This window comes from Candidatus Methylomirabilota bacterium (assembly GCA_036002485.1).
GTDB lineage: Bacteria > Methylomirabilota > Methylomirabilia > Rokubacteriales > CSP1-6 > AR37.
In genome coordinates, this window is record DASYTI010000253.1 from 1 (window position 1) to 12950 (window position 12950).

14 protein-coding genes are annotated in these 12950 nt (G+C 68.5%); 10 read left to right on the forward strand and 4 right to left on the reverse strand.

All coding sequences use genetic code 11. The features are described from left to right. A partial coding sequence (locus VGT00_21895; protein HEV8534080.1) for a hypothetical protein occupies positions 1 to 806 on the forward strand: 806 nt, incomplete at its 5' end. Between the two features lie 46 nt (positions 807 to 852). On the opposite strand, the gene VGT00_21900 is transcribed toward VGT00_21895, so the two are convergent. Together VGT00_21900 and VGT00_21905 are read right to left on the reverse strand one after the other, a co-directional pair. Next, positions 853 to 2652, reverse strand: coding sequence for a patatin-like phospholipase family protein (locus VGT00_21900; protein HEV8534081.1), 1800 nt, complete (start codon positions 2650 to 2652; stop codon positions 853 to 855). 298 nt (positions 2653 to 2950) lie between these two features. Beyond that, positions 2951 to 3613 carry a CDP-diacylglycerol diphosphatase gene (locus VGT00_21905; protein HEV8534082.1) on the reverse strand — a complete coding sequence of 221 codons (663 nt, stop codon included), beginning with the start codon at positions 3611 to 3613 and terminating at the stop codon, positions 2951 to 2953. A gap of 88 nt (positions 3614 to 3701) precedes the next feature. Between VGT00_21905 and ligA the strand changes: the two genes are divergently transcribed. Genes ligA through VGT00_21940 form a run of 7 tightly spaced genes read left to right on the forward strand, consistent with a single transcriptional unit; the run spans position 3702 to position 9901 of the window. Continuing rightward, positions 3702 to 5717: an NAD-dependent DNA ligase LigA gene (ligA, locus tag VGT00_21910; GenBank protein ID HEV8534083.1), complete on the forward strand. Its 2016-nt coding sequence runs from the start codon at positions 3702 to 3704 to the stop codon at positions 5715 to 5717. Further along, on the forward strand, positions 5714 to 6364 hold the full coding sequence (locus tag VGT00_21915; protein HEV8534084.1) for a tetratricopeptide repeat protein: 651 nt from the start codon (positions 5714 to 5716) through the stop codon (positions 6362 to 6364). The genes ligA and VGT00_21915 overlap by 4 nt, the downstream gene beginning before the upstream one ends. A gap of 31 nt (positions 6365 to 6395) precedes the next feature. Next, entirely contained in the window at positions 6396 to 7091 is a 696-nt protein-coding gene (locus tag VGT00_21920) for an RraA family protein (protein HEV8534085.1), read from the forward strand. A gap of 9 nt (positions 7092 to 7100) precedes the next feature. Further along, a complete protein-coding gene (locus tag VGT00_21925; GenBank protein HEV8534086.1) occupies positions 7101 to 8042 on the forward strand; it encodes a TIGR03560 family F420-dependent LLM class oxidoreductase in 942 nt (313 codons plus the stop codon). Between the two features lie 5 nt (positions 8043 to 8047). Next, the gene (locus VGT00_21930; GenBank protein ID HEV8534087.1) at positions 8048 to 8881 is read left to right on the forward strand and encodes a TIM barrel protein; all 834 of its coding nucleotides are present in this window, start codon (positions 8048 to 8050) and stop codon (positions 8879 to 8881) included. 52 nt (positions 8882 to 8933) lie between these two features. Then, positions 8934 to 9626, forward strand: coding sequence for a hypothetical protein (locus VGT00_21935; protein ID HEV8534088.1), 693 nt, complete (start codon positions 8934 to 8936; stop codon positions 9624 to 9626). Further along, positions 9620 to 9901 (forward strand): hypothetical protein, encoded by a 282-nt coding sequence (locus tag VGT00_21940; GenBank protein HEV8534089.1) that lies wholly within the window; start codon positions 9620 to 9622, stop codon positions 9899 to 9901. The genes VGT00_21935 and VGT00_21940 overlap by 7 nt, the downstream gene beginning before the upstream one ends. A 16-nt stretch (positions 9902 to 9917) precedes the next feature. Here the strand turns inward: VGT00_21940 and VGT00_21945 are convergent, their stop codons facing one another. Next, a complete protein-coding gene (locus VGT00_21945) occupies positions 9918 to 10661 on the reverse strand; it encodes an aldolase/citrate lyase family protein (GenBank protein ID HEV8534090.1) in 744 nt (247 codons plus the stop codon). A 165-nt stretch (positions 10662 to 10826) separates the two neighbouring features. Here VGT00_21945 and VGT00_21950 point away from each other — a divergent pair, with 165 nt between their 5' ends. Together VGT00_21950 and VGT00_21955 are read left to right on the forward strand one after the other, a co-directional pair. Beyond that, positions 10827 to 11066 (forward strand): carboxymuconolactone decarboxylase family protein, encoded by a 240-nt coding sequence (locus VGT00_21950; GenBank protein HEV8534091.1) that lies wholly within the window; start codon positions 10827 to 10829, stop codon positions 11064 to 11066. A 6-nt stretch (positions 11067 to 11072) separates the two neighbouring features. Beyond that, positions 11073 to 11345, forward strand: a complete 273-nt coding sequence (locus tag VGT00_21955; GenBank protein HEV8534092.1) for a hypothetical protein — start codon at positions 11073 to 11075, stop codon at positions 11343 to 11345. 10 nt (positions 11346 to 11355) lie between these two features. Here the strand turns inward: VGT00_21955 and VGT00_21960 are convergent, their stop codons facing one another. Then, positions 11356 to 12861 carry an alkaline phosphatase family protein gene (locus VGT00_21960; protein HEV8534093.1) on the reverse strand — a complete coding sequence of 502 codons (1506 nt, stop codon included), beginning with the start codon at positions 12859 to 12861 and terminating at the stop codon, positions 11356 to 11358. Positions 12862 to 12950 lie beyond the last annotated feature (89 nt).

Sequence of the window (12950 nt, forward strand, 5' to 3'; positions counted from 1 at the left end):
CGGCGCCAGGACTCGGGGACATCGGGTTGAGGCGCGACCGCACACGCGCCCACGACCTCCAGGGAGCTTCGAGGCGATGGCCGCGGCGTTTCGGGGCGAAGGCGGCGACCATCGTCCTCGGTGGAATCGCCGCCATCGTGATCGCCGCCTCGGTCCTGGTGATCTTCTTCTGGCCGTCTCGGGTGCCGCCGCGGGTTTCGCCTCCCGAACCCGAGGCCAGCGCGCCGCGCCCGGTCGCTCGGCCTGCCGAGCCTGCCCCGCCTCAGGCGCCCGTGGCGCCGACAAGCCCTCCGCGCCCGGTCGCCCAGTCCCCCGAGCCACCTGCCGGCCGTAGCGCCGCCGAGGGACTCCGCAAGCAGGTCCTGGCCGCGCGCGACGAGGCCGCACGCGCGGATACGGACCGTCTGGCACCCTCGGAGTTCGCGGCCGCCGCGCAGAAAATGCGTGAGGGCGACGCCGCACTGGGCCAGCAGGACATGGCGGGGGCGCAGCAGCGATACCGTGAAGCCCTGGAGGCATATGGTCTCGCGAAGGCGGAGGCGAACCGGACCGCGGCCCTGACGAGAACACTGATAGAGACCCGCGTGGTCGCGAGCCAGGCCGCGGAGGCCCGTCGGGCCGCCGAGCTGGTCGATGCGCCTGGGCGGGCGCCCGCCCTCTGGGCCAAGGCCAGTTCCGCCCAGGGCCAGGCCGAGGAGGCCCTCAAGCAGGGAGAGTTCAGTCGGGCCCAGGCTCTCTTTGTCGAAGCGGAAAAGGCGTTTCGCGCGGCGCAGACGGCGGCGGAGGGAAAGGATCGCCGCCGCTGACCGGGCCGCGGCAGAGAAGGCAGGGGCAGACCGCACACGTTCGCGATCAGCCGAGATGAGAACCCACGCCCCGTGGAGAAGGGCGCGTGGCGGCCCAGCCGGCAATCTTCTCGCGAGCGGATTGATACCCGATCTCGACAATTCTGTCGAGCGACCGCCAGTCGCCTAGCTCGAACTGCTCGAGAGGCAGGTGGAGATAAAGATCAACGCTTTGCTTGACGGACTCCAGGCGGTAGATGCCGTTCACGGTGACCGCGCGCGAGAGGATCCCGAATATATTCGGGATGCGAGGCTTCCGCGCGAAGGGGTTCAGCCGCGCCCACAGCAACGGCCAGCCTGACAAGTAGTCCTGGTACGTCATGTCCGTTCTCAGGTCTTGCCGCACGGTGACGTCGACACCGATGATCGTGCCCACGCCCTGGCGCCTCATGACATCGGCGGGAAGGAGGTTGAGGAGGCCCCCATCGACCAGCAGGTCGCCATCGGCCGGGATGGGCGGGTAGTATCCGGGCAGACTGGCCGTGGCGAGCAGCCACTTGTACAACGGCCCGTCTTCATGCACGAGGCCCTCGGCGCGCGTGAGGTTCGTCGATACGCAGAAGTACTTGACCCAGAGGTCTTCGATCTGGGTGTCGGCGGCGAGCATCTTCACGACGGCAGCGGCGCGGCGTCCGTTCAGCAGGGATACGACGGGCGGTGTGTAGTCCATCAGCGGCTGGACTCCCATCTTGACGAATCCTCGCCGGCTGAGATCGAGCATCGCGCGAGAATCGTGTCCCAGCGCGTACAGACCGGCGATGATCCCTCCCATGCTCGTACCGCCCACCACGTCGATGGGGACGGCGAGCTCTTCCAAGGCCCGGACGACACCGATGTGGGCAAGGCCGCGGGCGCCGCCTCCGCTCAGGACGAGCCCGATGGAGCGCCCCGTCAAGCGTCGGGCGAGGTGGCGCATGTCAGCGTCCGATCCATGGCGAACGTGATGATGGGTGGTGACGCGACGCTTGGCCAGCCACCCCCGGGTGCCGGTGGGCTGGGTAGTCCCGTGCGGGTGTACCAGTACCAGCTCCGTGGCCGCGCCGGTCAGACCGGAGCCGAGCCCGTCGATCTCGAAACGACTCAAGACGGGCGGCGATTCAGCACGGCCCACGAGCAGAATGCGATCCGCTTGACGAAGGCATCGGGCCGCCCATGGCGATGGCCAGGCGTCAGGCTCATACACGACAAACGTGTGACGTCCTTCCTGCTCGCTGAGCCAGGCGATGATCCGGCTGTTCTCCTCATGATCTGGAGGAAGTCGGGCCACACCTCTCCCGAGACCGTCGTCCACCAATTGACGGTGGACGTGCAACGCGGTCCCCATCGTTCCCAGCGCCGCCACGAGGTACCGCGCCACCTCTGTCAGCGGCGCGCCCTCACCCGCGGGAACCAGGACAATCGTGGACGGCTCCGTCTCGAAGCGCGGCGAGCGGACCATCTGCTGGAAACGCAGGACGATCAGGCCGGCGAGCTGCATCATCGTTTTCGGATGCCTTTCAACGAGATGATCGAATGCCGCCTTCGAGAACTTCACCAGCGCGCAGTCGCGGATCGCCCGAACGGTCGCCGACCGCGGCTCGCCGGTCAGAATGGCCATTTCCCCCACCGTCTCGCCCGGACCTATCTCGTTGATGACGTTTTCATCCTTCTCTGGGCGGCGGGCCACGATGCGCAGGCGTCCATTCAGGAGAATGTACAGAGCGTCACCGGCCTCTCCCTCGCGCATGAGAGTCCCGCCGCCGGAGAGATAGACGTACTCGAGCTCCGTGGCGATCGCCGTGAGAGCGGACTCATCCAGTTCGCGCAAGAGCGACGTTGACGAAAGAAAGGCTATGAGCTCGGGAGTGGGAGCGCGGCGCATCAAGGAACGTCCGCGCGCTTCAGGGATTGGCGCGCGAAGTGAAAGGAGAACACGCCTCTAGCCCTGATTATGTGCGAACACCAGACCCCCTCACCCTGCCCTCTCCCCCAGTGGGGGAGAGGGATCCGAATGAGAAGAGAGCGCGGCCACGTCGCCGATCATGGCAGATCGCCGAGCACGAGTCAAAAGAGGCAGGCCAGCTCTCCGGCGAACCGCGGCAGAAGACGCTCGCGAAGGAGCCGGCTCAGCTCCCGCAGCGCCCGATCGTGTACTCCTCCTCGGGGCTCCCGGCCTCCGAGGCCACGAGCCAGCCCCCGTCGGAAGCCAGGATCACGATCACGCCATAGGCATTGAGCCCGCGCCCGGCCGCGTGGCGCCCGGCGGCCAGCCATACTTCCTCGAGCCGGTCGACGCGGGCGGGGTTGAGCGCGTCGACGCGGGGTCGCGCCTGCGGGAGGAGGCGCACCAGGTGAATGTGGAGCTGGTCCTGGGTGCGGAGACCCGGCGGGTTCACCACGAGGGCGATCGCCCGGTCGTCCCCGATGCGCGCGCGGGCCGCCTCCCATCCGAAGCGCCAGAGACCATCCGCCCGACGCCAATCCTCGATTCCGGAGACGGGATAGCGCGGCATGGCCAGCCCGTGAACGAAACCGGCCGGGCACCCGCACATCTTGATGTCGCGAATGGCCACGAACTCCTGGCTCTGGGCCCACACCTCCGTGGTGCGCGTGCACGGGTACTCGAGGTCGCATGTTCCCGCCTGAGGCCAGCGGCACCGGGCGCAGTAGCGGGGCTCCGCCGGATCGAGACATTCCTCGACGATCAGGCGGAGGGCATCGCGCGAGGAGTCGGCAGACGCGCAGCCCGCGGTCACGAGGAGGACGAAGAGGGCGAGAGCGCGTCGCACGGCGCATCAAGATTAGCAGAGTCCGCCATCACGCGGGGCTCCACCGGCCGAGCACGACACCGAGGCCGGTGCTATCCTGAACCTCGCCATGACGAAACCCGCCGAGGCCGCGGAGCGCATCGAGGCCCTCCGCGAGGCGATTCACCGTCACAACTACCTCTACTACGCGGAGAACCGTCCAGAGATCTCCGATGCGGAGTACGACCGGCTGTGGAAGGAGCTCCGCGCCCTCGAGGAGGCGCACCCGGATCTGATCACCGCGGACAGTCCCACCCAGAGCCCGGGAGGCCCCCGCGTCGAGGCCTTTGCGCCCGTCGAGCATCTGACGGCCATGCTCTCGCTCGACAACGCCATGTCCCCGGACGACCTGCGCGAGTTCGAGGCACGCATCCGTCGGGCCCTGCCCCAGGCCACGCTCGATTTCGTGTGCGAGCCGAAGATCGACGGCCTCGGCGTGGCCCTCCTGTACGAGCGCGGACGGCTCGTGCGCGGCGCCACGCGCGGGGACGGGCGCATCGGCGAAGACGTGACGCAGAACCTGCGTACCATCAAGACCATCCCGCCCACCCTTCACGGGCCGCTCAAGGACGCCAAGCGGCTCGAGGTCCGCGGCGAGGTCTACATGCCCCGCCAAGCCTTCGCCAAGCTGAACGCGCGGCTCGAAGAGGCCGGCGAGGCCACCTTCGCGAATCCGCGCAACGCGGCCGCCGGCGCGGTGAGGCAGAAGGACCCCGCGATCACGGCCACCCGGCCCCTCGAGATCTTTCTCTACCACGTGAGCATCCTCGAGCCCCCGCTCTTCGACACCCACTGGGAGCGGCTCGAAGCCCTCAGGCAAAGCGGCTTCCCCGTCAATCCGCGCTCGGAGCGCTGCCCGGATATCGAGGCGGTCATCGCCTATGGCCAGCGCCTCGAGGCCGAGCGGGACCAGCTCGACTACGAGGCCGATGGCGCCGTGGTCAAGGTCAACGACCTCGAGCAGCAGCGCCGCCTCGGGGCCACCGCCCATCACCCGCGCTGGGCCATCGCCTTCAAGTTCGCGGCGCGACAGGCGACCACGCGCGTCAAGGCGATCACGATCAACGTGGGCAAGACGGGCGCGCTCACTCCAGCCGCCGAGCTGGAGCCCGTCGAGCTGTCGGGCGTCACCGTGAGCAATGTCAGCCTGCACAACGAGGATGAGATCCACCGCAAGGACGTGCGTGTGGGCGATACCGTGCTCATCGAGCGCGCGGGCGACGTCATTCCCTATCTCGTCCAGGTCATCACCTCCAAGCGCCCGCCCGATACGGTGTCCTTCCAGATGCCGACGCACTGCCCCGCCTGCGGCGCGCCGGCCGAGCGCCCCGCCGGCGAGGCTATCTGGCGCTGCACCAACGTCGCCTGCCCCGCCCAGCTCAAGGAGCGGCTCTTCCACTGGGGCTCGCGGCGCGCCATGGACATCGAGCACCTGGGTGAGGTGGTCATCGAGCAGCTCGTGAACCGCGAGATGGTGAAGGACTTCGGCGATCTGTACGAGCTGGACGTCGAGCAGCTGGCCAGTCTCGAGCGTCTCGCGGCCAAGTCGGCCAAGAATCTCGCCCACGCCATCCAGGCCTCGAAGCGGCGCGGCCTCTCGCGCGTGCTGAACGGGCTCGGCATCCGGATGGTGGGCGAGCGCGCCGCTCAGCTCCTGGCCGCGCGCTTCGGCACCATGGATCGTCTCGAGCAGGCGAGCCAGGAAGAGATCAGCGAGATCTCTGGCATAGGGCCCAAGATCGCCGAGTCCGTGCACGGGTTCTTTCAGATGGACCGCAACCGCAAGACCATCGCCCACCTGCGCAAGGTCGGGCTCGACCTCAACGAGGAAGGCGTCTCGGACGAGCCCGGGCCGCTCACGGGCAAGACGGTGGTGCTGACGGGAGGCCTCAAGACGCTGTCCCGTGATCAGGCCAGGGACCTCATCCTTCGCGCGGGCGGCCGCGTATCGGGCTCGGTGTCCAAGAAGACCAGCTATGTCGTGGCGGGCGAGGAGCCCGGCGCCAAGGTCGAGGATGCCAAACGCCTACGCGTCACCATCCTCGACGAGGATGAGTTCCTCAAGTTGCTCGGGCGGCCCTCGTGAGAACGCTGGCCTTCATGCTGGCCCTCCTGCTCGCGGCGCCGGCGGTGGCCCAGACGCAGGCGCGCCCGCACATGACGCGCGAGCAAGCGCTGGCCGCGCTCGCCGGCACGGATCTCGAAGGGCGCAGGCAGGCCGCGGCCTGGCTCGGCGAGCTCGGCCGGCCCGCGGACTTGCCCGCCATGATGAAGACGCTGCGCGACCCTGACGAATTGGTGCGGACACTTGGTGAAAGCTCTATCTGGCAGGTGTGGAGCCGCTCCGGCGACGACAAGGTGGATGCCCTCTTCGCGGTGGGAGTCGAGCAGATGAGCCGCGGCGATGCCCCGGGCGCCATCGAGACCTTTACCAACATCATCCAGGCGCGGCCGGACTTCGCGGAAGGCTGGAACAAGCGCGCCACCATCTACTTCTTGACCGGGGAGTACGAGAAATCGCTCAAGGACTGCGACGAGGTCGTGAAGCGCAACCCGCATCACTGGGGCGTGCTCAGCGGCTACGGGCAGATCTATCTCCGGCTCGGCCAGCCGGAGCAGGCCCTCGCGTACTTCCAGCGCGCGCTGCAGGTCAATCCCAATCTCGCGCAGGTCGAAGCCATGATCGAACAGCTCAAGCAGGTGCTCATCGAGAAGCGCAAGGGCACCATCTAGGCATTCCACCGTCCCCCAAGGAGGACCACCCGTGCCGCTCTCCAGCCAGCAGATCGACGCCCTCACCAAGATCACCAGCCCCAGCGTCGCCAATGCCATCGAGACCTTCAAGATTCGCCCGCGGGAAGTCGGCAATGTCTCCTCGGAGATCCGCGGGCTCTTTCCCGAGCTCGGCCCCCTCGTCGGGTACGCCGCCACCTGCATCATCCGCGCCGAGCAGGGCCCCATCGACGGTCATCGCGCCAGCACCTACGGCTGGTGGGATTTCGTGCTGAGCATTCCCGCGCCGCGGGTCATCGTCGTCCACGATCTCGACGAGCCGCGCGGCCAGGGCGCCCAGTGGGGCGAGGTGCAGGCCAACATCCACCGCGCCCTCGGCTGCGTCGGCGTGGTCACGGATGGCTCCGTGCGCGATCTGGACGAGGTCCGCGCCCTGAAGTTCCAGTTCGCGGCCGCCCACATCTCCGTCTCCCACGCCAACGTCCACATGGTCGACTTCGGCATCCCCGTCAAGGTGGGCGGCGTGTGGATCAAGCCGGGCGATCTCGTCCATCTCGATCAGCACGGCGTGGTCACCATCCCCGAGGAGATCGCCCCCCAGATCCCCGCGGCCATCGCCAAGGTCGAAGCCGACGAGAAGAAGATCATCTCCACCTGCCAGGCCTCGGGCTTCTCCGTGGACAAGCTCAAGGAGCTCTACAAGCAGATCCGCCCCGGCACGTACTGAGCGCGGGCGATGTCGCCTGACCGTCGGATCCGTTTCGGGGCGCTGCTCCGCCAGGCCGACAATCGCTGGCCGGCCATCGCGGAGTCCGCGCGCATCTGCGACGACCTCGGCTTCGACTCCATCTACTTCATCGACCATCTCCTCGCGCTGCCCGATCCGTCGAGCGACATCCTCGAGTCGTGGACGACCATGACGGCGTGCGCGACGATCACGAAGCGCGTGCGCGTGGGCGGCAACGTGCTCTGCAACTCCTTCCGCTCCCCCGCCCTCCTGGCCAAGATGGCCGCCACCCTCGATCAGATCAGTGGCGGCCGATTCGAGCTTGGTATCGGCGCCGGCTGGCACGAGCTGGAGTACCACGCCTACGGCTTCGACTTTCCGAGCCCGGGCGTACGGATCGACCAGCTCGCCGAGGGCATCCAGATCATCAAGCGGCTGTGGGCGGGCGAGCAGTTCGACTTCGCCGGGATACACTACCGGCTGAAAGGAGCCATCTGCCGGCCGCGCCCGCTCCAGTCTCCCCGTCCGCCGATCATGATCGGCGGCGCGGGCGAGAAGAAGATGCTGCGGCTGGTCGCTCAGGAGGCCGACATCTGGAACGCGTCGGCGGGCAACTATGCGCAGCTCGACCACAAGACCGCCGTGCTGCGCGAGCACTGCCGGGCCGTCGGTCGCGACTTTGCCAGTCTCGAGCTCTCGCTCCAGGACCTCGTGGTCATCGCGCCGACCGACGCGGCCCTCCAGGCCCCCCTCGAAGACGCGCGCCAGCGCCTCGCCTTCTTCGGCGATGTGGACAAGATCGCGACCATCGGCACGCCCGACCGGTGCATCGAGACCCTGCGACATAAAGTCGCCCAGGGCATCACGTACTTCATCTGCCTGTTCACCGACGGCGGCCAGCCCGAGACCGTCCGACTCTTCGGCGAGCGCGTCCTCCCCGCGTTTCGCTGACCCGCATGCGCGTCGGCCTGTCCATCGATCCGCCCCTGGCCACCATCCCCGCGCTGCTGCGCCAGGAAGGCGTGGACGTCTACCAGACCGTGCTGCGCGACCCGGGCCGCTTCGGCAACTACGGCGTGCCCGAGCCGGCCGACCGCGCCGCGCTCGTCGAGGGTCTGGAGGGGCGCCGGGTCTGGGGTGTGGCGCACGGCTCACTGCTCATCAACCTGGCCAGCCCCGAGGGCCGCATCCGCAACTCCTCGGTCTCGAGCCTCCTCGCCGATCTCAAGGTGGCGGCGGAGGTCGGGCTCGACGCCGTGTGCTTTCACGTGGGCTACGCCAAGGGGCACCCAAGCGCGGAGGCGGCCCTGACCCTCGCCACGCGCAAGCTGGGCGAGCTGATCGCGCGCATGCCCGAGGGCCCCCGGCTGCTCCTCGAGAACTCCTGCGAGGGCAGCGAGCTGGGCCAGACCATCCCGGAGCTGGCGCGCCTCGTGCGCGATGTCGGCGCGCCCGGCGATCGCTTCGGCCTTCTCATCGACACCTGCCATCTCCACGCCGCCGGCTTCGATCTCTCGGGCGAGGCCGCGGGCCAGCGCCTGGCCGACGCCCTGGCCGACGAGGGAATGCTGGAGCGGGTGGTCGCCTTCCATCTCAATGACTGCCAGCTTCCCTGCGGGGCGCATCGCGACCGGCACGCCGCCCCCGGCGCGGGGACCATCGGCATGGGCGTGATCTCGGTCGCGACGCATCCTCCCTTCGCTACTCTCCCAGGGGTGCTCGAGCTCTCCATCGAGGACGCGCGGCAAGGATTGGCCTTTCTCCGGCAGCATGGGGCGACAAGCGCCTAGGGCTTGCCTTGGATCTGGAAGATATGTATCTTCTAGATATATGAGGAGACCCATGAGAGCTCGCACACTCGTCTCGGTGGTTTTGGCTGTGGGCATGCTGGCGGGGGGATGCGCCGCCCTCGCGGTCTGGTCGGCTCCCGAGAAGGCGCCCAGTCCCGAACGGACGGCCTTGGCCGTGCGGGTCGACGGGCTGTTCTGGCAGACCCTTCACGGCGGCGAGTTTCAGAAAATCCCCGAGGCCCTGACCGCCCTCAAGGCGGCCTACCTCGAGAATCCCAACGACGCGGTGACGGCCGCGCATATCGGCTGGATGCACGTGTGGCGCCTCGCCGAGCGGGCCCGCCTGGCCTCCGAGCCCCGCGATCCCGGCATCACGGACCATGCCGTGCTCGCCCGCAAGTATTTCGAGGAAGCCGTGCGACTGAATCCTCGCGAGGCGCGGTACCTCGGCTTCTACGCCTCCCTGCTCATGACGGAAGGCGCGATCCACAAGGACGAAAAGCTCCGCCGCCGCGGGTACTACACCATGCGGGAGGCCGTGGCGGCCTGGCCCGAGTTCAACTATTTCACCGCGGGCTACGGATTCTCGACTCAGCCCCACGACTCCCCGCGCTTCCGCGAGGGCCTGGAATACCAGTGGCTCACTCTCGATGTGTGCGTGGGTGAGAAGGTGGATCGGGCCAACCCGGACTTCGCCAAGTACATGCGCCGGGAAACCAAGGAAGGTCCCAAGCGCGTGTGCTGAACTCCTGGATCGCCCCCCACAACTTCGAAGGATTCTTTCTCAACTTCGGCGACATGCTGGTGAAAGCCGGCGACCCCGACACCGCGATGAAGATCTATCGCGACGCTCAGCACACGCCGGACTACGCCGCCTGGCCTTACAAAGGCGTGCTCGAGGACCGCATGCGCGATGCCGCGCGCAACGTGGAGGCCTTTCGCCAGGACAACCCTCCGCCGGGCGCGCCCACCCTCATGGTGCGTTCAACCTACGCCTGCATGGGGTGTCACCAGCGATAAGCGCCCGGACGGTCGCTCAGGCGGTCGCGGCCTTCAGATCGTCGAGCTGACGGCGGGCGCCCGCGACCATCGAGGCCAGGTCGGAGGTGAGCATGATGAGGTCGAAGCCGCGCTTCACCGCCCCTGCCGCGAAGGCCGCGCTCGCGCAGTGCATGCACGCCTTGATGCCGTGCTTGTGCGCGGCCTCGCGGATGCGGTCGCACGTGGCCACGTGCACGGGGTCGGGATTGTCGCCGCGCGGGGCCATGCCCAGGGCGAAGGAGAGATCGGAGGGGCCGATGTAGACGGCGTCGAGCCCGGGAGTGGCGCAGATGGCGTCCAGGTTGTCGAGCCCTTCCTTGGTCTCGATCATGGCCATGACGACGATCTCGTCATTCGCCTTGGCGAGGTAGTCGGCGCCGCCGTAGTGCACGGCGCGCACCGGCCCCGACGAGCGCATGCCCACGGGCGGATAGCGGCAGGCGCCCACCGCCTTGGCCGCGTCCTCGGCGGTATTGATCAGCGGCACGATGATGCCGTAGGCGCCCAGGTCCAGCGCCTTCATGATCGTCGCGGGGTCGTTCCACGGCACCCGCACCACCGGCACCGTGTCAGTCTGCGAGATCGCCTGCAGCATGGGCCAGACATCGCTCATGTCGGTGGTGCCGTGCTGCATGTCGACGCAGAGGGCATCGAAACCCTGCCGCGCCATCACCTCCGCGGTGAACCCGTGGGACACGGAGAGCCAGCCCAGCGTCACACACTTCTTGTCACGCCACATCTGCTTGATCCTGTTCGGTCGCACTGTCGCACCTCGCGTCGTGGGATAGCCGGTGGCCCGGCGAGCGCGCGAAGCGTAACACATCTGGCGTTGCCGGTCATGGTGGGGCATCATGGGGCGCGGCCGGCCGCACCCACTCCACGGGCAATCGATGAGGAGGCGACGATGGCGAGGATCGAGCCACTGGGAATCCAAGAAGTCGACCAGGAGATCCGGCATCTCTGCGAAGAGGCCGAGCGCCAGACCGGCACCTCGGCCGGCCCGCGCACGTACGCTCGGAACCCCGGCGTGCTCAAGGCCCTCACGGCGTTCCGCGCCACCCTGGCCCGCGATGGCATGATCGACCCCGTCCTCCGCGAGCTGGTGCGCTTGAAGATCGCCGCCCTCAACGCCTGTCGCTACTGACTCACCGTGCGCTATGCCGGGGCCCGGCATGCGGGGGCGACCGATGCGAAGATCGCCGCGATCGACGACGAGACCTCGGACCTCTTGAGCCCGCGCGAGCGAGCGGCCATCCGGTTCGCGGAAAAGCTCGCTGTCGACCACCACAAGGTCGACGACCCCCTCTGGTCCGAGATGCGCCAGCACTTCTCGGAGGCGGAGATCATCGAGCTCGTCGCCCACACCACGCTCTACATCGGCTTCGGACGGTTCAACGAGATCGTGGGGCTCGATCCCGCCTAGGTCGGGATCGTCAGGAAATGCGCCAGCTCTTGTCCACGTAGCGGCGGCCGTCCACCTCCGACACCTGGATGGCGGCGCGGTAGGCGCCCGCCTCCACGGTGAGGACGCGCGTCTCGACCGCGACCTGCTCGGGGTCGGCCGGGCCTTCGAGCGCCTCATGGAGAACGCGGCCGTCGAGCCCGCCGCCCTCGGCGATGCCGAGAAGGGCGAGGATGGTCGGGGACACGTCTACGTTGCCCGCGGGCGCGCGGACCGTGGTCCGCTTCTTGAAATCCACGCCCCAGGCCAGGAGCGTGTTGCGCACGTTCCAGGGGCTCATGCTGCCGTGGTCGCTCGCGTAGAGCTTGGCCCCGCCGCTGACATTCGCCAGGTCGCTCCCCGGCACTCCGAACGCGTTGGGTCGTGAGCCCCAGGGAAACGTGAAGAGCAGATCGGCGCCACGCTCCTGGTTGGCCGCGTGGATCAGCTCGAGGGAGAACGTCCCCTCGACCGCCCCGCGCGGGTCCGCGGGCGCCCGGCCCGCCACGAAGACGACCCCGCCCCACTCCTGCGACTGAACGAACCGCGCGATCCGCCCGATCCGTTCGCCGTCATGGTTCTCGACGTGGAGGGCCACGGCCTGCCCGCTACTCGCGAGAACCACGTCGCCCGAGTCGGGAGACGCCTTCAGCCGGGCGTCGATCAGGGCGCGGGCCACGTCTACCCCGGCCGTGTTCGTGCTGAACCCGTGGTCGGAGGCCACGAACACGTCGGTGGACGCAGTCAGACCGAGGTCATCGAGGGTCGCCAGCACGTGCGCGATCTCGCGATCGTCGTGGGCCAGGGCCTCGCGCGCGGACGGCGAGCCCACGCCCGAGTGGTGCTGGCTGTGATCCGGCTCGGTCAGCCAGTCGATCACGACGGTGGGCGCGAGCTCGGGAAGCACGTACTCGCGCAGCACCTGCTGTGTCCACGCGACCGACGCGTCGTAGCGCGGCGCCCCTGCCTCCTTCCCCGGGGCCGGCCCGAACTTGGCGAGGATGGCCTCGCTCACGTGGGCGGGGTAGGCCACGGTCTTGCCCGGCTCGAGATAGCCGTTGACGAGCACGCCCACTCCCGAAAGCGACTTTGGATTCAGCAGGAAAGCGCTGCCCGTCGAGCCCGAGCTGACACCGGCCAGCGAGCGCCCGTGGGCCTGGAGACGCTCGGCGAGCGTCGGGGTCCGCAGGAGGTGACCGCCGGTGGCCTCGTCGAGCCGCAGGAGGTGGCGGTGGTTGCCCGTGTCGAAGGCGCGCCGCGGATAGACGGCGGGGATGTACATCTGGTTGCCCAGGAGGCCGTTCGTGCCCGGCTGCGTCCCCGTGGAGAGCGCGGCCGCGTTGACGCGGGTCACCGTGGGGAACACCGCGTGGCTGTTCGTGAAGTCCACGCCCTCGGCGCGCAGCCGGAACAGGGTGGGCGTGTCCCCCGGGGTGATGGCGTCGGGGCGGAGGCCGTCGACCACGAAGACGATGACGAAACGCGTGCCGTTCTGCATGGGGGGCGGGTCTCCCGTGGTAGTCTAGCCAAGTCACGCCGTGTGCGGTCGGCATCTCAATGAGGAGACCCGACGTCCGTTGATCCTCG